This window comes from Kitasatospora saccharophila (assembly GCF_039529925.1).
GTDB lineage: Bacteria > Actinomycetota > Actinomycetes > Streptomycetales > Streptomycetaceae > Kitasatospora > Kitasatospora saccharophila.
Genome location: NZ_BAAANS010000001.1, coordinates 295,798 through 315,870, shown reverse-complemented (window position 1 = coordinate 315,870; position 20,073 = coordinate 295,798). Strand labels below are relative to the sequence as shown.

Here is a 20,073-nt window from a genome sequence, read left to right as displayed (position 1 = left end):
GCCGCACCCACCGCCCGCACTCCGGGCGCGGTGGGCCCGGCCGGGCGAGGAATCAGGGGGCCGGGACGGTGCTGTGCAGCAGGATCGTCGAACCGGGGCAGTCCGGGGTGGCCAGGTAGACGTCCAACGGCCCGTCGCCGCCCGGCGGGCGGAATACCAGGGCCAGCACCGGGCGGCCCAGGTAGCGGCCGGGGCCGGTGGCGGCGGGCCGCTCGCCGGGCCGTCCGGCGGCCGCCGACAGGCAGGACGGGAGCGCCGCCGTCCCGTCGGGGGCGGTCGGGCCGAGCTCCTGCGGCGGCGCACCGGCCATCAGTTGCCGGACCTGCGCGGGCAGTCGGGCCTCGGTGAAGTCCGGGCCGTCGGCGGCGCCGGCGCCCGGGGCCACCTGCTGGGGCGCCGGGGAGCCGGCGGCGGACTTGGCGGCCTGGGAAGCCGGGGCGGCCGCCGCGTCGGAGACGTACCGACCGGCGCTGCTGCCCTCGCCGTCGGAACCGCGGTCGAGCAGCGAGCCGCCCAGCCCCAGGCCGAACACCACCGCCGCGACGGCCGTGCCGGCGAGCAGCAGCCGTCGGCCGCGCCGGCGGCGGTGCGGCGGACGGCCGGGGCCGGTGGCGGCGGCCGGGGTGCCCGTCGGGGCGCCGGTGCGGCGCGGGGCGGCCGGGACGGCCTCGGCCGGGACGGTGCCGGACGGGGGAGCGGGCCGGGTCGCACCGGTCTCGGCGCGGGCGGCGGACTCGGCGGCCAGGGCGGCCAGGGCGGCCGTCAGCCGGTCCGCGACGTCCTGCGGCATGACGGGCGGCGGGGCGTCGGCCAGCAGTTGCGGGAGGCCGGACAGGGCCGCGAAGTCCTCGGCGCAGGCCGGGCAGTCGGCCAGGTGGGCGTGCAGCGCGGCGGCCCGGTCGGGCGGCAGCAGGTCCTCGGCGAGGTCGGCGAGGGCGTCCAGGGCGGGGTGGCCGGGAGGCGGGTGCGGCGTCATCGCGGGGTCGCATCTCCTTCCAGCGCGGGCGAGGGATCCGTGGGTGGGACGGGGGAGGGCGGGTTCGGGTTCCCGCTCCGGGGCGCGGGCGGCGCGGCCCCGCCGGGAGCCGGTCCGGTTCCACGTGGAACCGGACCGGCGGGCCGGAGCTCCGGCGGTGTTCCACGTGGAACGCCGGGCGGGGCGGCGGGCCGGAGGTCGGGGGGTGTTCCACGTGGAACGGCGTCCGCTCCGGTTCCACGTGGAACCGGAGCGCCGCCCGGCCCGAGGTGGCGCAGCAGCGGCAGCAGTCGGGCCCGGCCGCGGGCGCAGCGGCTCTTCACGGTGCCGACCGGCACGCCCAGCACCTCGGCGGCCTCGGCCACCGGGTAGCCCTGCATGTCGACCAGCACCAGGGCGGCCCGCTGCTCGGCGGGCAGTTCGGCCAGCGCGTCGGCCACCTCGCGGCGGGTCTCGGCCCGCACCGCGTGGTGCTCGGCGTCCTCGGCGGCGCCGAGCGCGCGCTCGGCGGTGCCGTCCGGCCGCTGGTCGAGCGAATCGGCCCGGCGGACCGCGCCGCGGCGGGCCCGGTCCAGGCAGGCGTTCACCACGATCCGGTGCAGCCAGGTGGTGACCGCCGAGCGGCCCTGGAACCCGGCGGCGGCCCGGAAGGCGGAGACCAGGGCGTCCTGCAGCGCGTCGGCGGCCTCCTCGCGGTCGCCGAGGGTGCGCACCGCGACCGCCCACAGGCGGTCCCGGTGCCGGTGCACCAGCGTCCCGAAGGCGTCCGGGTCGCCCGCCGTGTGCCGGGCGAGCAGTTCGGCGTCGGTGGGCTCCTCGGCCATCCGCCCCCTCCTTGCGGTTCGGCCGTCCGTTCCGGCGGCCCCGGGTCACATCGTTGGGGATGCGCCGGAACGGATCAAGAGGTGCCCGGGAGGAGAAACCGGGACGGGACGGGGGCGGGACGGGATCCGGGGGAGCGGGCCTAGCCGTTGACCTGGACCTCGGCGACCTTGCCGCGGAAGCCGCCGCCGTCGTCGTTGGCCGGGACGTTGGTCAGCCAGAGCAGCAGGTACCGGGTGGTGACCGGGCTGTCGGGCTTCAGGGTGACCGTGCCGCCGGAGGCGGCCGCGATCGAGGCGCCGAAGCTGCGGAAGCCGGGCTCGTCGGCGGACGGCGGGGCGGTGGTGCCGGTGGGCGCGGCCTTCAGTTCGACCTTGGTGTCGCCGAGGAACTGGACGTCCACCGAGTCGACCCGGTGGGCCGAGCCGAGGTCGATCAGCAGGCCGGTGCCGGGCCGGTAGGCGCCGCCGAACTGGTCGTTGTAGCGCTGGGTGGTCCAGGCGGTGGCCGGGTTGCCGTCGGTGGCGTTCGGCACCTCGCTGAAGTGCTCGCTCTTGTTGTCGCCGAACGCGTTGAACGGCGAGAGCGCGGCGAGGGGAAGCTTCCCGCCGACGGCGGCGGGGGCCGAGCCGCTCGGGACGGGTGCCGGGGTGCTCTGGCCGGTCTCGGCCTTGTCCTGCTGGGCGTTGACGTACTGGGCCAGCTGCCAGGAGCCGATCGCCACCGCGGAGAGCGCCACCAGCGAGGCGGTCCACTTCAGCAGGCGGCGCAGCCCGCGGCGGCGACGCGGGGCGGCCGGGGCGGGCGCGGGGGCGGGCGCGGGTTCCGGGCGGGGGAGCACCTGGGTCTGCGCGCCGCTCGCGTAGCGCGGCCGGGCGGCGGGCAGGGCGCGCAGCGCGGGCGGGGCGGGCTGCTCGGGCTGCCGGATCTTCGGCATCCGGTTGATCGCCGCGGCCAGTTCGGCGGGGCTGGTGATCGGCTCCTTGTGGTGCGGGGGCTGCTCGCACAGGATCCGCGCGGCGAGCTCCGCCAGGCCCTTGTGGACGCCCGCCCGGACCTGGTCCGGCGGGACGCAGCCGAGGCCCTTGGGGAGGCCCTGCAGGTCGTAGCGGTCCTCGGGGTAGGGCCAGCGGTGGGTGAGCGCCGCGTACAGCAGCGCGCCGATCGCCCGGACGTCGGTCAGCTCGGCGTCCTCGGCGGGCAGGCCGCGCAGCGCCGCGTCCACCGCGATGCCGTTGATCCGGTACTGGCCGCCGTCGGTGCGCAGCACGCACTTGGGGGTGAGCCGCAGGTGCGCCTGGCCGCGCTCGTGGGCGGCGGCGATCGCGTCGGTGACCTGGCGGACCATCTGGTACGCGTCGTACGGCTCCATCGGGCCGCTCGCCAGCAGCTCGCCGAGGTCGTGGGCGCCGGGCAGCCACTCGCGGATGACGTAGACCAGCTCGCCCTCCTGCACCGCGTCGAGCACCTGGACGAAGCGCGGGTCGCCGAGCAGGGCGGCGCTGCGGGCGGCGGTGAGCACCGACTTGGCGCGGCGGTGGCCGGCCGCGAGCAGGTGGACGCCGACGGCGCGGCGGAGCTTCTCGTCGACGGCGCGCCAGCTGCTGAAGGTCTCCGACTCGGAGATGCACTCCTCCAGCCGGTAGCGGGCGCCGATCTTGTCGCCGCTGTGCCGCTGCGGGGCGGGCAGCACGGTCGGCAGGGTGGCGGTGTCGGCGTCCAGGGTCTCGGTGCTGGTGGCCGGAGCGGGCTCGGAGGGCTCGACCGGCGGCAGCGGGCGGCGCACCCCGCGGCTGCGGGAGGGGCGTTCGGGACGGGGGCCCTGGGCGGCCAGCTCGGCGTCGATCTCCTGGGCGGAGAGCGGGGCGGTGACCTCGGGGGGCGGGCCCGGCCGCTGGTCGTCGGAGCCGTCCGGGCCGGGGGTCCCGGGGGTGTCCTCGGCGGCCGCGGCGGCGGGTGCGGCCTTCGGGCGGGCCGCGCGCAGCGGGGTGGTCTGCGGGTCCGTCCCGGCGCTGCCCTTGCCGTTGCCCCGGCTGCCGTTCTTCGCCCCGGCCTTCGCCTCTCCGTTCTTCGCCCCGGCCTTCGCCTCTCCGTTCTTCGCCCCGGCCTTCGCCTCTCCGTTCTTCGCCCCGGCCTTCGCCTCGGCGGCCTTCGCGGAGCCGTTCGCAGCGCCGTTGGCGGAGCCGTTCGCGGCGGCGGTCCTCACCGCCCCGGTCGCGCTGCCGTTCGGGGAGCCCTTCGCGCTGCCGTTCGCGGCGCCGTTCGGGGAGCCCTTCGCCGGGCTCTTGGCGGCCCGGCCGCTCCCGGAGTCGCGGTCGGACCCGTGGTCGGAGCCGGCCTCGCGCTCCGTGCCCGTCGCCGGCGCGGCCTCGGTCGCCGCCCCGTCCGTCTCGGACGTGTCGACGATCGCCTTGGTGCCGTCAGCCACCGTGGTCCTGCCTCCCCTTGTGTCGCCCCGGTCCATCCCAGGACGGTCGACGTCCCCGTTTCCGGAGCGGTCGGCCGTGCAGGGTCAATTGTGCCCACTTCCGGACGCCAGGTACGACCTCTGGGAGTGGCGGGAGGTTGCCCGGTTGCCCACATCCGGCGGAACAGCAGACGAATGGGCCGGAACCGGGGGCGTACCCCGACTCCGGCCCAGGGAAAGCGTACTGAGGATCCGACGGTTCGTCCTCGTCCGGGTTGACGTCACGTCAACCGGGCGCTCGCGGGGGGTCTCAGCGGCCGAGCCTCCTGCGGACCATTCCGGTGAGTGCGCTCAGTTCCTCGATGCGCATCTTCCGCGCCAGCACCAGGAACACCGCGAGCTGCGCGCCGGCCGCGACCAGCAGGGTCAGCACGTTGCCGATCCACCCGTCCAGGACCTGCAGGGCGAGCAGTTCCAGCACCAGGCCGACCACCGCGGCGGGCAGCGAGGCCATCGCCAGCCGGACGTACGTCTTGGTGATCCGGGCGGTGTCCAGGCCGCCGACCTTCGCCTTCAGCTTGGGCACCGCGACGAACACGCCGACCGCGTAGGACAGGCCGTAGCCCAGCGCCATGCCGGTCACCGCCCACTGCGCGGGCAGCACCAGCCAGCACAGCACCGCGGTGGCGGCCTGGGTGAGCGCCACCCAGACGGTGTTGGAGAACGGCGTGCGGGTGTCCTCGTAGGCGTAGAAGCCGCGCAGCAGCACGTACTGCACCGAGTACGGGATCAGGCCGAGGGCGAACGCGGAGAGCATGTAGCCGACCGCGGTGGTGCCGTGGGCGACCGCGCCGCCGTTGCCCAGCCCGTAGATCGAGGAGCCGATCACCGGGCCCAGCGACAGGAACAGGAACGCGGCGGGGACGATCGCCACCGCCGAGGTGCGCAGGCCGTACGAGAGGTCGTCGCGGACGGCGCCGGAGTCCTGGTCGGCGGCGGCCCGGGAGAGCCGGGGGAGCACCGCGCTCATCACCGAGACGGTGATCACCGCCATCGGCAGCTGCCAGATCAGCAGCGCGTTGGAGTAGGCGGCCAGGCCGACGCCGAGGTGGCCGTCCTGCTCGGCGGCCCGGCCGGAGGCGGTGGCCAGCTGGGTGACCACCAGGAAGCCGGCCTGGTTGGCCAGCACGAACAGGAAGGTCCACTTGGCGAGCCGGGCGGCCTTGCCCAGGCCGTGGCCGCGCCAGTCGAAGCGCGGCCGGAACGAGAAGCCCGCCGCCCGCAGGTACGGGATCATCGACAGCGCCTGCACGGCCAGGCCCAGCATGGTGCCGATGCCGAGCAGCCGGACGCCCTCCGGGGAGATCGACTGCGGGGTGACCTCGGTGTGCTGGAAGGTGCCGTACACCGCGATGTACATCACGAAGGTGAAGATCACCACGACGTTGTTCAGGACCGGCGTCCACATCATCGCGCCGAACCGGCCGCGGGCGTTGAGGATCTGGCCCATCACCACGTGCACGCCCATGAAGAAGATGGTCGGCAGGCAGTAGCGGGCCAGCGCCACCGTGGTGTCGGCGCTCGCCGCGTCGCGCATCAGCGCGTGCGAGATCAGCTGCACCAGCACCGGCGCGGCCAGCACCGCCACGAACACCACGCCCGCCAGGCCGGTCACCACCAGGGTGAGCAGCCGGTTGGCGTACGCGGTGCCGCCGTCCTCGTCGTTCTTCATGCTGCGCACCAGTTGCGGCACGAACACCGCGTTCAGCGCGCCGCCGCCGATCAGGATGTACAGCAGGGTGGGCAGGGTGTTCGCGGCGTTGTACGAGTCGCCCATCGAGGCGACGCCGATCGCGGCGGCGATCACCATGGTGCGCAGGAAGCCGGTGCCGCGGGAGACCAGGGTGCCGGCCGCCATCACCGCGCTGGAGTTCAGCAGCCCGGCGACCTTGGCCGCACCGCCGCCCCCGCCGCCCCCGGGAGCACCGGGGCCGGGCTCGGGGCCTGACTCGGGGTCGGGCTCGGCGGGCTCGGGCGCGAGGAAGGGCGCCGGCGGACCGGTGGGCACGGCGGCGGCCGCGTTCGCCTCCAGGACGGCCGAGTCGGCCCGCAGCACCACCTCCTCCTCGGACAGCGGCGGGTCGAACTCGATCGGCGGCACGTACGGATGGGTGCTCCGCGCGTCCCCGGCGGGTTCCGACCGGTCCTCGCCCGGGTCGTCCTCCTCGTTCCCGTTCCCGTCCGCCTCCCCGGCCGCGTCCCGCTCCCCGTCGCCGGGCGGGTCGGCGGCGTCCCCCGACAGCAGGGCGTCCACCCCGACGTAGTCGTCGACGGGGGCGGGCTCGGCCGGGAGCTCCCAGCGGGGCCGCTCGGCGGGCTCCTCCGGTGCGGACCGCTCCTTCGCGGGCGCCTCCGCGGGGGCGTCGGCGGGTGCCTCCGGTGCGGACCGGGCCCCGGCCGCGACCTCGGCGGCGACCGAGGCCCAGCGCGGCGCGGGGGCGGTCAGCCGCAGGGTGGGATCGGTCGCGGCGTCGGGCCGGCCCGGCACCGCGGCCGACCCCTCGGGGGTGTCCGTCCGGTCGGGACCGGCGCCCGGCAGGTCGATCGCGCCGTACGGGTCCGCGCTCCCGAACGCCTCGGCGGCGTACGGGTCGTTGGCGTAGGTGTCGGCGACGTACCAGTCGGCGGCCGGTTCCGCGGGGGCGGCGGACCGGAGGCCGCCCGCGCGCTCCTGGGGCCGGCCGCCGCCCTGGTCCTGGGCCGTTCGATCGCTCCGCTCGTTCATGCCACCAATCCACGTCAGAGAGGGGGATGGACGCCCGGGGGGTGGGGCGGCCTAGTGATCCACCTTCTCATCACCGGAGACCCGATCGGTGTCATCCGCGGTGGACGAGGGGTCCGCGTCGGACGGCGGCTCGGCGCCCCGCCCGGCCCCGGCGGAGCCGTCGACCGGACGGTCCGGGTCCTCGTCGACCTCGCCGGCCGCCCGGCGCTTCTTGCGCTGCAGGGAGAACCGCACCCCGGCGAGCACCATCAGCACGGTGCCGCCGGCGATCACGTACATCACGCCGCTGGCCACCGAGGTGACGTCGACGGTGAACTCCATCGCCTCGCCGTAGGGGCGGGCGTTCGGGCCGGTGGTCCACAGCTGCGCGGTCACCCGGACCGGGCCGTTGACCTGGGCCTCGACCGGGAAGCGGAGGGTCGAGTTGGTGGTGGCGTCCAGCACCACCGACTGGATCGGGTAGTTGATCCGCAGCCGGTTCGCCTGGGTGGAGATGACCCGCAGCTCCAGGTTGCCGACCGACTGGGTCAGCCCGTTCTTCACGCTGACCAGCATCGTCGCGTTGTCGCCCGGCAGGGTCACCACGCTCTTCTGGACCACCCGGACCGCGGACTTCAGGTTGTCCAGGTAGGTGCGCGCCCCGAGCCGGTACTCGGTGCCGGCCTTCGGCTGGTCGCGCCACTCGGTGGACATCGAGCGCACCATCGTGGCGCTGAACGACTCGCGCACCCGCTCCGGCCGGGTGAGGATCATCATCAGCTGGTCCACGCCGTCCTGGAGCTGCATGGTCGCCGACAGCTCGGCGGTGGACAGCTCCCCGGCGGTCGCCTCGGCCGGGTACGCCTCCGGGACGGAGGTGTTCGCGGCCGGGTCCGGGGTCAGGGCGGAGACCTTCTCCAGCGTCGCCAGGGTCAGCCAGCCGCCCCCCGCGCCCTTCACCACCGAGTCGTGCAGCGCCTGCGCGGTGCCCGCGGTCATCGAGCGGGACGGCAGCACCAGCAGGCCGCGCGGGTGCTCCGGCTCCTGGTGGGCGATGGTCAGGGTCTCGGCGAGGAACTGCTGCTCGGCCAGCGTGCGCCGGCTCTCCGAGTCCAGGTCGGACCGGAAGATCGGGGCGAGCGTCGAGTCGGAGACCACCGCGACCTGCCCGCTGGCGAGCCGGCGGGCCGCGTTCGGGGTGTAGCTCAGCTTGTCGGACTCCGGCAGCGACTCGCCGTCGACCAGCAGCAGGTGCCCGCCCGCGGTGGCGGCCACCGCCGCGGTGCGCTGGTCCAGCACGCCCTGGTGGGGCCAGGCCACGTCCGACCTGGCGTCCACCGAGAGCCGCGCCTCGGTGGTGATCTGGCCGGCCGTCACCGCCTTGCGCAGCGCGGCCTCCATGCCGTTCAGCCCGGCGCCGTTGTGCGCGATCGAGGCCAGGTCGGGGTCGGCGTACGGCAGCGACACCACCTCGTTGCCGGGCTGGGCGAGCGCCTCGCGCAGCTTCGACAGCCAGGCCGTCGCCGCGTCGCGGCCGGTGCCCGGGACGGTGTTGTCCTCGCTCGCGGACTCGCCGGAGGTGCCGGGCTTCTGCACCCGGTACGACTTGGTCATCGCGAACACGGTGTCCAGCAGGTTCGGGTCGATCGCCCAGGTCAGCCCGGGCATGGTCGCGCCGATCCGGACCAGCTGGTTCAGCCGGCCGTCACCGGTCAGCTCGGTGGCCAGGTCGTCGTCGCGCAGCACCGGGGTCTGGTTGCTGTCCGCCATGGTCTGGGCGACCAGCACCGGCGCGTGGGTCAGCGGCCAGACCACCGCCAGCTGGGAGGGCTGGGCGGTCTTCTTGCCCTGGAACGGCAGGAAGGTCCGGGCGATGCCCAGCGGGTGGGCCTGCTCGCCGCCGGTGCTGCCCCAGACGTCCACCGCCAGCTCGTAGGTGCCGGTGTTCGCGGTCTTCAGCACGGAGACCGGCACGGCCAGCGAGAAGGGCTCGCTCTGCCCCGGCTCCAGGTCCCGCAGCCCCTGGACGGGGTTGTCCAGCGAGATGCCGTCCAGGGTGCTGGGGGTGGTCCGGGACATCACCAGGGCCAGCTCGCTGGGGGCCGTCATCGGCCGGATCTGCGGCTGGCGGACCTTCACGTTCGGTGACTTGAGCTTCGTCCCGCCGGAGTTGGTGACCGTGCCGGTGACGGTCACGGTGCTGTTCTCGGTCGCGACCTGCTCGGACAGCGAGTCGATCTGGACCACCGCCGGGTACTCGGCCGTCGCGGTCGGCAGCAGGCCCGGGCCGGCCGCCGCCGGAGCGGCGCACAGCACGCCGACCAGCCCGCTCGCGAGCAGCGCGGCGGACCCCCTGGCCAGCAGGCCCCTCCACCGTCCGCGACGCGCCGCCACTACCGCGTTCCGCCCGGTCCGCTCGTCCACGCGCGTCCTCGCCGTTCCCGATCGTCTCGATCACTCCACGCACCGCCGCGGCCGCCCCGGCCGCACCGTCCCCGGCCGAGGAGCGTCCATTCGGCATGGTAACGATGCCGCCCGGCCCGCAGTGTTGCGGCCCGGGAGCTACCGGGCCGCCCCCGGCGGCGGGAAACGGGAGGGCGGTGGAGCGAGCCGGGCACGTACCCTTGTGAGCCGTGTCCACTGCCAATGCGTCCAGCGCCAATCATTCCAGCTCCGCCGACCGGGTCGCCCTGCCGGGGCTGACCGAGGCGCAGACCCTCGGCCTGCAGGAGCTGCTGCGGGTCTCCCCGGTCGCCGACGAGATCGCCCGCCGCTTCCAGGAGGCCGGCCACCGGCTGTCGCTGGTCGGCGGGTCGGTCCGGGACGCCCTGCTCGGCCGGCTCGGCAACGACCTCGACTTCACCACCGACGCCCGCCCGCAGCAGATCCTCAAGCTGGTCAAGGGCTGGGCCGACGCGGTCTGGGACGTGGGCATCGCGTTCGGCACCGTCGGCGCCCGCAAGGACACCGCCGAGGGCTCGTTCCTGATCGAGATCACCACGTACCGCAGCGAGGCGTACGACCGCAGCTCGCGCAAGCCCGAGGTCAGCTACGGCGACTCGATCGAGCAGGACCTGGTGCGCCGCGACTTCACCGTCAACGCGATGGCCGTCGACCTGCCCGGCCGGCGGTTCGTCGACCCGCACCGCGGCCTGGAGGACCTGGAGGCCCGGGTGCTGCGCACCCCCGCCACCCCCGAGGAGTCCTTCTCCGACGACCCGCTGCGGATGATGCGGGCCGCCCGGTTCGCCGCCCAGCTGGACTTCGACCCGGCGCCCGAGGTGGTCGCCGCGATGACCGCGATGGCCGAGCGGATCACCATCGTCTCCGCCGAGCGGGTCCAGGCCGAGCTGAACAAGCTGCTGCTCGCCGAGCACCCGGTCAAGGGCCTGCGCCTGCTGGTCGACACCGGGCTGGCCGACCACGTGCTGCCCGAGCTCCCGGCGCTGCGGCTGGAGAGCGACGAGCACCACCGGCACAAGGACGTCTACGAGCACTCGCTGACGGTGCTGGAGCAGGCGATCGCGCTGGAGACCGAGGGCCCCGACCTGGTGCTGCGGCTGGCCGCGCTGCTGCACGACATCGGCAAGCCGCGCACCCGCCGCTTCGAGTCGGACGGCCGGGTCTCCTTCCACCACCACGAGGTGGTCGGCGCCAAGATGACCCGCAAGCGGATGCGCGAGCTCAAGTACTCCAACGAGCTGGTCAACGAGGTCTCCCGGCTGGTCGAGCTGCACCTGCGCTTCCACGGCTACGGCGGCGGCGAGTGGACCGACTCCGCGGTGCGCCGCTACGTCACCGACGCCGGCCCGCTGCTGTCCCGGCTGCACAAGCTGACCCGCTCCGACTGCACCACCCGCAACAAGCGCAAGGCCGCCGCGCTGGCCCGCACCTACGACTCGCTGGAGGAGCGGATCACCGCGCTCCAGGAGCAGGAGGAGCTGGACGCGATCCGCCCCGCGCTGGACGGCAACGAGATCATGGAGCTGCTCGGCCTGCGGCCCGGCCCCGCGGTCGGCCGGGCCTACAAGCACCTGCTCGAACTGCGCCTGGAGCACGGCCCGGTGGAGCACGAGGAGGCGGTGGCCGCGCTGCGCGCCTGGTGGGCGGAGCAGCCGCAGGACTGACGCCGGGTCAGTGCGTTCCGGTGGTGGACGCGCCGTTCACCGGGCGCAGGCACAGCCGGTACCGGGTGGTGTGCTTGCGCGACCCGTACTTGTCGTCGTAGGGCGTCGTCCCCGGGCGGGTGCTGGAGCAGCTGAGCAGGCCGATGGCGCCGTCCTTGCGGTACTCCACCTTCCACCTGGCGCCCGAGGCGCTGCAGGACACGTCGCGGTGCTGGCCGTCCAGGCAGTCGCCGACGGCCGGTCCCGGGGGCGGTGCGATGAAGAGCCACACCAGGCCGGCGGCCAGGCCGAGCAGCACCACGACGAGCGCCGTCCGGCGGAGCACGGTGCGGGGGGTGGCGGGCCCGAGCGGCTTGACCGGCTCCCGCGGCGGTTCCTGCCCCCAGGCGGGCAACTTCCCGTCCCCGGCGGGCGGTTGGCCGTACGCGGGCTGCTGCCCGTAGGCCGGCGGCTGGCCGTACGTCGGAGCGGGGGGCTGCTGCCCGTAGCCCGGCGGCTGACCGTACGCGGGCGGCTGGGCGTGACCGGACGGGGGCTGCTGGCCGTACGCCGGGGCCGCGGGCGGCTGGCCGTACGCCGGCTGCTGCCCGTACGCGGGCGGCTGCGGGTAGCCGTACGGCGGCGGGGGCGGTGGTTGCCGGCCGGGCGGGCCGTACGGGTCGGGCTGGCCGTAGGGCCCGGGTGGCGGCGGTGTGCTCATCTGATGTATCCCCCCTGACGGCATTCTGCGCTGCCGTGCGCCCACGTACCCTAGCGGCCGACCCCCCGTCAGGAGCGGCGGGTGGCGCGGAAGTACAGCACCGCCCCGACCGCGTACAGCCCGGACAGCGCGAGCAGCACCGGCCCGGACCGGCCGTCCAGCGGCAGGACCAGCGCGGTGGCGGCGGCCGCGGCGACGTACGAGACGTTCATCAGGACGTCGTAGATCGCGAACACCCGGCCGCGGTACTCGTCCTCCACCGACTCCTGCACCAGGGTGTCGGTGCAGATCTTGGTGCCCTGGGTGACCACGCCCAGCAGCAGCGCGGCCGCCAGCACCGGCGGCTCCCGGAAGGTCAGGCCGAGGGCCGGCACGAACACCGCGGCCCCGGCCAGGCAGAGTGTCATCCAGCCGTGCAGGCCGAACCGGCGGGTGGCCCACGGGCTGACGGCCGCGGCCAGGAAGAAGCCCGCCGCGGACATCACGACCGCCAGGCCCAGGGTGGCCAGGCCGCCGTCGACGTCCTCGGCCGTGTTGAAGGCGTAGCGGCTCAGCATCAGCACCACCACGGTCAGCACGCCGTAGCAGAACCGGGCCAGGCTCACCGCGGCCAGCGCGCGCACCGCCGGACGGCAGTCCCGCAGCAGGTGCCGCAGCCCGGCCCGCAGGTCCTGCCAGGTGGCCGCCAACGCCTGCCGCAGCGGCGGGAGTTCGCGGTGCAGGTCGGGCCCCAGCTCGTCCGGCGCGATCGGCCGCACGGCCAGCGCGGCGACCAGGTACAGCAGCGCGGAGAGCCCCACCGTCAGGGCGGTCGCGGCCGAGCCGGACGCCAGTATTCCCCCCACCAGCCCCAGCGAACCGCCGACCGTCGCCGCGACCGTGCCCAGGGTCGGCGACACCGCGTTGGCGGTGACCAGGGCGGACGGGTCCGCCACCACCCGGGGCAGCGCGGCCGACAGCCCCGCCAGGATGAACCGGTTGACCCCGATCACCACCAGCGCCGCCACGTAGAACACCCAGCGCGGCAGCCCGCCGAGCAGCAGCAGGACGGTCAGCAGGCAGAGCGCGCAGCGGAGCAGGTTGCCCGTCAGCAGCACCTGGCGCCGCCGCCAGCGGTCCAGCATCACCCCCGTGAACGGGCCGACCACCGAGAACGGCAGCATCACCACCGCCAGCGCGACGGCGATCTCGGCGGGGGAGGACTGCTTGTCCGGGGAGAAGAGCGCGTAGGTGGCCAGCGACGCCTGGAACACCCCGTCCGAGAGTTGCGAGAGCATCCGGACCGTCAGCAGCCGCCGGAAGCCGGGTCCGCGCAGCAGGCCGAGCAGCAACCCGGGCAGGGGGGCCTCCCGCGGGGGCCGGTCGGTGATCACCCGCCAAGGGTGCCACGAGGCGGATCCGGTTTCACGTGAAACATTCGTCGACTTCGGGCGAACGGACGCCCCCCGCGCGCTCCCGCACCACCGATGTCCCGGCCGCCGGCGGATCGTTGACCGTCCCGGGCGGGAAGAACACCCACTCGGAACAACGGGAGGCTCCCATGCGGGACGAGTTCACCGCGCTGCTGCTCGGACAGGTCGGGCAGCACGAAGGCCGCGGCCCCGACGGCACCTGGAACAACCGCCAGCGCTACAGCACCGAGACCCCCGGGCTCGAATGGTCCGACGGCCAGCCCTGGTGCGCCACCTTCGAGGCCTGGGCGGCCCACCGCACCGGCATGGACGGCCTCTGGCCGATGACGGCCTCCTGCCTGACCGCCGTCGCCTGGTGGCGCGACCGCGGCCGCTGGAGCGACTACCCCGTCCTCGGCGGCCCCTTCTACCTCGGCCCCGACGGCGGCACCCACACCGGCGTCGTCGTCGCCTACGACGCCGACACCATCCGGACGGTGGAGGGCAACGCGCTCCCGCTGCACGCCGGGGTCCTCACCCCCACCGGCTACCGGAGGATGGGCGACCTCGCGGTCGGCGACGAGGTGATCGACCCGGCCGGCCGCCCGTCCCGCGTCACCGGCGTCTTCCCCAAGGGCGTCCGCCCGGTCCACCGGGTCGTCCTCCGGGACGGGTCCACCGCCGAGGCGTGCGAGGAGCACCTCTGGCAGGTCGAGGTCGACGGCCGGCCCGCCCCGAGCGTGGTCACCACCCTGGAACTGGCCGCCCTGGTCGCCGCCCCGGGCTCCCGGGTGCGGGTGCCCCTCCTCGAAGCCGTCGAGTACCGGCAGACCGGCGGACCGCTCCCGGTCGACCCGTACCTGCTCGGACTGCTCGTCGGGGAGGCCGGCACCGGCGGCGCCGGTCCGCGCCCCGAGGTCCTGGCCGAACTGCGGGCCGCGTTCCCCGACGGTCGGCGACCGGAGCGGGAGCTGCGCGCGCTCGGCCTCCGGGAGGCCACCGCGGGAGGGGAGTTCCTGCCCGCCCGCTACCTGACCGCGGACACCAAGGACCGGCTCGCCCTCCTGCAGGGGCTGATGGACGTCGACGGCAGCGTGGACGCGCGGGGCCGGATCGAGTTCCGCTCGGCCTCCGCCCGGCTGGCCCGCGACGTCCAGGAACTGGTCCGCTCGCTCGGCGGCCGGGCGGCGGTGAGCAGCGGCACGGCCGCGCACCTGGTCCGGGACATCGAGATGCCGCGCTTCAACCCGTTCCGGCTCGGCCGCCGGGCGGAGCGGTTCGTCCCGCGGGACGCCGCGCGGGCCCGCCGGGTCGTCTCCGTCGAGTACGTGCGCGACGAGGAGGTGCAGTGCATCGCGGTGTCGGCCGCCTCCCGGCTGTTCGTCACCGACGACTTCGTCCCCACCCACAACACCAACGACAGCGGCTCCACCGAGGGCGACGGCGTCTACCTCAAGTCCCGCCCGCGGCGCGGGCCCGGCTCGCCGTACGGGTACGGGGTGCCGGCCTTCCCCGAGGGGACGGTCTCGGCCGACCCGGCGCTCGGGGGCGTGCCGGCCGCCCGGACGTCGGGGCAGGCGACCGCGCCGGCCACCGGGACGCCGCGCTGGCCCGGGCGGTACCTGCGGGTGCAGACGCCGTTGCTGCACGGGGACGACGTGCTGATGTGGCAGCGCCGGCTGGCCGCCCGCGGCTGGTCGATCGGCGCGGACGGCTGGTACGGGCCCGACTCGGCCCGGGTCTGCCGGGCCTTCCAGCAGCGGCACGGGCTCGCGGTGGACGGCGTGGTCGGCCCGGCCACCTGGAACGCCGCCTGGTCCTGAGCAACGCCAAAGGGCCGTCCCGCACGAAGCGGGACGGCCCTCCGGAGGTCTGCTCAGCGCTCACCGTCTCCAGCGAGCGGGCTTCGCTGCGCTCAGCGCTCGACCTCGCCGCGGATGAACTTCTCGACGTTCTCCTTGGCCTCGTCGTCGAAGTACTGCACCGGCGGGGACTTCATGAAGTACGAGGACGCGGAGAGGATCGGGCCGCCGATGCCGCGGTCCTTGGCGATCTTCGCGGCGCGCACGGCGTCGATGATGACACCGGCCGAGTTCGGGGAGTCCCAGACCTCGAGCTTGTACTCGAGGTTCAGCGGGACGTCGCCGAACGCGCGGCCCTCAAGGCGGACGTACGCCCACTTGCGGTCGTCGAGCCACGCGACGTAGTCGGACGGGCCGATGTGGACGTTCTTGGCGCCCAGCTCGCGGTCGCGGATCTGCGAGGTGACGGCCTGGGTCTTGGAGATCTTCTTGGACTCCAGGCGCTCGCGCTCCAGCATGTTCTTGAAGTCCATGTTGCCGCCGACGTTCAGCTGCATGGTGCGCTCAAGGACGACACCGCGGTCCTCGAAGAGCTTCGCCATCACGCGGTGCGTGATGGTGGCGCCGACCTGCGACTTGATGTCGTCGCCGACGATCGGGACACCGGCCTCGGTGAACTTGTCGGCCCACTCCTTGGTGCCGGCGATGAACACCGGGAGGGCGTTCACGAAGGCGACCTTGGCGTCGATGGCGCACTGGGCGTAGAACTTGGCGGCGGCCTCGGAGCCGACCGGCAGGTAGCAGACCAGGACGTCGACCTGGCGGTCCTTGAGGACCTGCACGACGTCGGCGGGGGCCTCGTCGGACTCCTCGATGGTCTCGCGGTAGTACTTGCCGAGGCCGTCGAGGGTGTGGCCGCGCTGCACGGTGACGCCGGTCGGCGGCACGTCGCAGATCTTGATGGTGTTGTTCTCGCTGTTGCCGATGGCGTCGGCCAGGTCGAAGCCGACCTTCTTGGCGTCCACGTCGAACGCGGCGACGAACTCGACGTCCTTGACGTGGTAGTCGCCGAACTGGACGTGCATCAGGCCGGGGACCTTACCGGCCGGGTCGGCGTCCTTGTAGTACTCGACACCCTGCACCAGCGAGGCGGCGCAGTTGCCCACGCCGACGATGGCTACGCGAACCGAACCCATTCCGGTTGCTCCCTGAATCTCATGAGGTCCGCCGTGCTGCGGCGGCAACCTCGTTCCACATCTGTTCTGACTGTCTGGTCGGGCGCGCGGGGCGCCCGCGCCTCGCCGCGGGCGGCGGGGCCGGCGCGGTGGTGCAGCGCTCCGCTAGGAGCGCCCCGGGCGGTCGTACGGTGGCCCGGGCGGGTCGGAGGACCCGGCGGCCGGACCACGGCCGTCCGAAGTGCTGGGGGACGCGGTGCCGCGTCCGGTACGGGTGGCCCGCTCGGTCTCGATCAGCTCGTTGAGCCAGCGGACCTCGCGCTCCACCGACTCCAGGCCGTGGCGCTGGAGTTCGAGGGTGTAGTCGTCGAAGCGCTCGCGGGTGCGGGCGATGGAGCTGCGCATCCGCTCCAGCCGCTCCTCCAGCCGGCTGCGGCGGCCTTCCAGCACGCGCATCCGGACCGCCCGGTCGGTCTGGCCGAAGAACGCGAAGCGGACGCCGAAGTGCTCGTCCTCCCACGCCTCCGGGCCGGAGTCGGCGAGCAGCTCCTCGAAGCGCTGCTTGCCCTCCGGGGAGAGCCGGTAGACGATCTTCGACCGCTTGCCGTTCAGCGCCGTGGCCGGGACGTACTCGACGTCCGGGTTGTCCTCCACCAGGAAGCCCTGGGCGACCAGGCTCTTCAGGCAGGGGTAGAGCGTTCCGTACGAGAAGGCCCGGAACGAGCCCAGCAGGACGTTGAGCCGCTTGCGCAGCTCGTAGCCGTGCATGGGCGCGTCGTGGAGCAGGCCGAGGACGGCGAATTCGAGGACGCCGGAGCGTCGGCTCATACCGCCTTCCTCCTTCCGTGAGGGTTCCTGCTCGTCGGGTACGGGCCCCCGGTCCGGCAGTGTATGCCGAACCGATGTGTCGCGCCGATGTATCGGCTCGATATATCGGCAACAGTAACCCTGGGTCACGGAAGGAGCAAGAGGGGCACGCGTAACCACCATCACAAGGCCCCACGGCAACGGGCGTGTAATGAATCCGGGTCAGTTCGTCCCGGTTGGATTCCAATGCCCGATTAGGTGGCTTTTCGAGCGCCGTACTCTTTCGCCTGTGCACCCTGACCGAGGAGCTGCGGAGAGATGAGCGAACACCGGCGCAGGTCGGCCGGCCCCGGGGGCGAGCAGCAGCCGCCGCGGCGGCCCGACTCCGGACGACCGTATGCGTACGGCAGCCCGGTCGAGGGCGCACCCGAGTACGGCCGCGGCGGGCCGCCCGGTCCGGGCGGGCCCTCCGGGAACCCCGGTTTCGACCGGGCCGGCCGCCAGGGGCGGGGCCCCGGGCAGGTTCCCGGCCAGGGCGGTCGGCGGGCCGCGCGGGAGACCGCGGAGCAGCCCCGGCTGACCCGGGCCGAGATGCGCAAGCAGTCCCGCAAGGGCGGCGGTGGCGGCGGCAACGCCGGCGGGCCGCCGAACGGCCGCGGCGGCGGGCGCGGCGGCGGGCCGGGCAAGAAGCGGATGATCGACTACCCGCGGTTCGGCAAGTCGGGCTTCCGGCGCTGGATGCCGTCCTGGAAGCAGGTGCTGAGCCTGTTCCTGGTCTTCTTCGGCGGCAGCGTGGCCGCGGTCGGCCTCGCCTACGCGATGGTCCAGGTGCCGGACGAGAAGCAGCCGCTGGAGATCCAGAACAACGTCTACTACTGGGCCGACGGCACCGAGATGGCCCGCACCGGCACCGAGAACCAGCAGCTGGTCGAGCTCTCGCAGATCAGCCGCCCGGCGCAGGACGCGGTCATCGCGGCGGAGAACGACACCTTCCGCACCGACTCCGGCATCGACCCCAAGGGCATCGCCCGCGCCGTCTACAAGATGGCCACCGGCGGCGAGACCCAGGGCGGCTCGACCATCACCCAGCAGTACGTGAAGAACGTCTACCTGTCGCAGGACCAGACGCTCTCCCGCAAGATGAAGGAATTCTTCATCACCCTGAAGGTCAACGGGCAGAAGAGCAAGGACCAGATCCTCACCGGCTACCTGAACACCAGCTGGTTCGGCCGCGGCGCGACCGGCATCCAGGCGGCCGCGCAGGCGTACTACGGCATCGACGCCAGCAAGGTCGACGTCTGCCAGGGCGCGATGCTGGCCGGCCTGCTCAAGGGCGCCGGCCTGTTCGACCCGAGCCTGAACAAGGCCAACCACGACCGCATGGTGCTCCGCTGGAACTGGATCCTGGACCGGATGGTCACCACCAAGGTGCTGTCCGCCGAGGACCGGGCCAAGTGCAAGGACTTCCCGGAGCCGATCGAGGTGAAGACCGCCACCAAGACCACCGGTGAGACCACGTACCTCATCCAGATGGCCAACCAGTTCGTGACCAGCAAGGACCCGAGCATCACCACGGCGGCGCTGGACCGCGGCGGCTACGAGATCCACACCACCTTCCAGAAGGACAAGGTCGACGCCCTGAAGAAGGCCGTCGACGACTTCTCGGCGGCCACCCTGAAGCCGGAGACCCGGGAGAAGGACAAGTTCGTCCAGGTCGGCGCCGCCTCGGTGCTGCCCAACGACGGGGCGATCGTGGCCATCTACGGCGGTCCGGGCAGCGAGAACGGCCACTACACCAACAACGCGGACGGCTCGGTGCTGGTCGGCTCGACCTTCAAGCCCTTCGTGCTGGCCGCCGCGATGGAGGACGGCGTCCTGACCAAGAACGGTCCGGACGGCCAGCCGGCCAAGATCAACCCGGACTCCCGCTACCTGGCCGACGACATGGCGCAGATCTACAAGGCCGACGGCAGCAAGGCGATCGGCGACGACGGCCAGCCCTACCACCAGAAGAACAGCGACCCGGGCAACAAGGGGTACGTGACGCTGAGGACGGCCATGCAGTGGTCGTACAACGTGCCGTTCGTGCAGCTCGGCCAGGACGTCGGCGGCGACCGGGTGATCGAGATGGCGCAGAAGCTCGGCCTGCACAAGGAGACCCTGGCGGGTGCCGACACGCTGACCCTCCCGCTGGGCACCTCGACGCCCAGCTCGGTCCGGATGGCCTCGGCCTACTCGGTGTTCGCGGCGCACGGCCAGCAGACCGACCCGTACTCGGTGACCCTGGTGAAGTTCCACGGCAAGGAACTGCCGAACTTCACCAAGCCGACGCCGAAGACCGCGCTCGACCCGCTGGTCGCCGACACCATCACCGACGTGCTGCAGAACGCGGCGAAGAACGGCACCGGCAGCAAGACCGCCGAGCTGGGCTTCCCGGTGGCCGGCAAGACCGGCACCACCGACGACAGCGTCTCGGCCTGGTTCGTCGGCTACACGCCGAGCCTGTCCACCGCGGTCGGCATGTGGCGCGAGGACGTCACCCCCAAGGAGAAGCAGCCGGACGGCACCACCAAGCCGGAGGAGCGGCTCGACCTGCGCGGCGTCGGCGGCAAGGCCGAGGTGCACGGCGGTGACTACCCGGCGGACATCTTCACCCGCTACATGAAGAGCGTCGGCCCGGGCACCCCGCGGAACTTCACGCCCCCGTCCGGCACCTGGGGCGAGGAGGTCGACTCCTCGGGCGCCCCGGTCTCGCCCTCGCCCTCCGCCTCGGCCTCCGAGTCGGCGTCGGCCAGCCCGACCGAGCAGCTGCCGAGCGAGACGCCGGACCCGTCGCCGACCGACAGCCAGGAACCGACCGGCAAGCCGACCAAGTCGCCGAAGCCGACCGGCAGCCCGACCTCGTCCCCGACGGACTGCGTGCTCCTCATCTGCTCCAGCCCCTCACCGAGCTCCGGCAACGGCGGGACGGGCAACGGCGGGACGAGCTCCTCACCGAGTTCCGGCGCCACCGGCGGGGGCGGGGGCGGCAGGAACGGCGGCACCACCGTCGGTACCACCGGGTAGCGACCGCCGGATCCCGGCGCAAACACCGCAGAGGGG

General features: G+C 73.9%; 12 protein-coding genes. 3 read left to right on the top strand and 9 right to left on the bottom strand.

What is annotated here, in order from left to right:
- Nucleotides 1-52: 52 nt before the first annotated feature.
- The 5 genes from ABD345_RS01555 to ABD345_RS01535 all read right to left on the bottom strand — a co-directional run bounded on the left by ABD345_RS01555 (nt 53) and on the right by ABD345_RS01535 (nt 9,393).
- A complete protein-coding gene (locus tag ABD345_RS01555) occupies nt 53-976 on the bottom strand; it encodes a hypothetical protein (RefSeq protein WP_344549802.1) in 924 nt (307 codons plus the stop codon).
- Nucleotides 973-1,800, bottom strand: a complete 828-nt coding sequence (sigM, locus tag ABD345_RS01550) for an RNA polymerase sigma factor SigM (RefSeq protein WP_344549801.1) — start codon at nt 1,798-1,800, stop codon at nt 973-975. Before sigM ends, ABD345_RS01555 begins: the two co-directional genes overlap by 4 nt.
- A 140-nt stretch (nt 1,801-1,940) precedes the next feature.
- A complete protein-coding gene (locus ABD345_RS01545; RefSeq protein ID WP_344549800.1) occupies nt 1,941-4,226 on the bottom strand; it encodes a serine/threonine protein kinase in 2,286 nt (761 codons plus the stop codon).
- A gap of 289 nt (nt 4,227-4,515) precedes the next feature.
- Nucleotides 4,516-6,990: a murein biosynthesis integral membrane protein MurJ gene (murJ, locus tag ABD345_RS01540; protein WP_344549799.1), complete on the bottom strand. Its 2,475-nt coding sequence runs from the start codon at nt 6,988-6,990 to the stop codon at nt 4,516-4,518.
- Between the two features lie 51 nt (nt 6,991-7,041).
- Nucleotides 7,042-9,393 carry a DUF6049 family protein gene (locus tag ABD345_RS01535; protein WP_344549798.1) on the bottom strand — a complete coding sequence of 784 codons (2,352 nt, stop codon included), beginning with the start codon at nt 9,391-9,393 and terminating at the stop codon, nt 7,042-7,044.
- Between the two features lie 266 nt (nt 9,394-9,659).
- On the opposite strand from ABD345_RS01535, the gene ABD345_RS01530 reads away from it, so the two are divergent.
- Nucleotides 9,660-11,096, top strand: coding sequence for a CCA tRNA nucleotidyltransferase (locus ABD345_RS01530; protein WP_380276401.1), 1,437 nt, complete (start codon nt 9,660-9,662; stop codon nt 11,094-11,096).
- A 7-nt stretch (nt 11,097-11,103) separates the two neighbouring features.
- Here the strand turns inward: ABD345_RS01530 and ABD345_RS01525 are convergent, their stop codons facing one another.
- Nucleotides 11,104-11,796: an LppU/SCO3897 family protein gene (locus ABD345_RS01525; protein WP_344549797.1), complete on the bottom strand. Its 693-nt coding sequence runs from the start codon at nt 11,794-11,796 to the stop codon at nt 11,104-11,106.
- 68 nt (nt 11,797-11,864) lie between these two features.
- Nucleotides 11,865-13,169 carry an MFS transporter gene (locus ABD345_RS01520; protein ID WP_344549796.1) on the bottom strand — a complete coding sequence of 435 codons (1,305 nt, stop codon included), beginning with the start codon at nt 13,167-13,169 and terminating at the stop codon, nt 11,865-11,867.
- A 167-nt stretch (nt 13,170-13,336) separates the two neighbouring features.
- Here ABD345_RS01520 and ABD345_RS01515 point away from each other — a divergent pair, with 167 nt between their 5' ends.
- Complete coding sequence (locus ABD345_RS01515; protein ID WP_344549795.1) at nt 13,337-15,010, top strand: peptidoglycan-binding protein; 1,674 nt, start codon at nt 13,337-13,339, stop codon at nt 15,008-15,010.
- Between the two features lie 92 nt (nt 15,011-15,102).
- On the opposite strand, the gene ABD345_RS01510 is transcribed toward ABD345_RS01515, so the two are convergent.
- The gene (locus tag ABD345_RS01510) at nt 15,103-16,185 is read right to left on the bottom strand and encodes an inositol-3-phosphate synthase (RefSeq protein WP_123554024.1); all 1,083 of its coding nucleotides are present in this window, start codon (nt 16,183-16,185) and stop codon (nt 15,103-15,105) included.
- 144 nt (nt 16,186-16,329) lie between these two features.
- Nucleotides 16,330-16,992 carry a PadR family transcriptional regulator gene (locus ABD345_RS01505; RefSeq protein ID WP_344549794.1) on the bottom strand — a complete coding sequence of 221 codons (663 nt, stop codon included), beginning with the start codon at nt 16,990-16,992 and terminating at the stop codon, nt 16,330-16,332.
- Between the two features lie 297 nt (nt 16,993-17,289).
- Here ABD345_RS01505 and ABD345_RS01500 point away from each other — a divergent pair, with 297 nt between their 5' ends.
- Entirely contained in the window at nt 17,290-20,037 is a 2,748-nt protein-coding gene (locus ABD345_RS01500) for a transglycosylase domain-containing protein (protein ID WP_344549793.1), read from the top strand.
- The last annotated feature ends 36 nt before the right edge of the window (nt 20,038-20,073 follow it).

Coding starts and splice junctions, on each gene's coding strand:
- ABD345_RS01555 (WP_344549802.1), bottom strand. CDS start 976: ATGACGCCGCACCCGCCTCCCGGCCACCCCGCCCTGGACGCCCTCGCC.
- sigM (WP_344549801.1), bottom strand. CDS start 1,800: ATGGCCGAGGAGCCCACCGACGCCGAACTGCTCGCCCGGCACACGGCG.
- murJ (WP_344549799.1), bottom strand. CDS start 6,990: ATGAACGAGCGGAGCGATCGAACGGCCCAGGACCAGGGCGGCGGCCGG.
- ABD345_RS01525 (WP_344549797.1), bottom strand. CDS start 11,796: ATGAGCACACCGCCGCCACCCGGGCCCTACGGCCAGCCCGACCCGTAC.
- ABD345_RS01515 (WP_344549795.1), top strand. CDS start 13,337: ATGCGGGACGAGTTCACCGCGCTGCTGCTCGGACAGGTCGGGCAGCAC.
- ABD345_RS01510 (WP_123554024.1), bottom strand. CDS start 16,185: ATGGGTTCGGTTCGCGTAGCCATCGTCGGCGTGGGCAACTGCGCCGCC.
- ABD345_RS01505 (WP_344549794.1), bottom strand. CDS start 16,992: ATGAGCCGACGCTCCGGCGTCCTCGAATTCGCCGTCCTCGGCCTGCTC.
- ABD345_RS01500 (WP_344549793.1), top strand. CDS start 17,290: ATGAGCGAACACCGGCGCAGGTCGGCCGGCCCCGGGGGCGAGCAGCAG.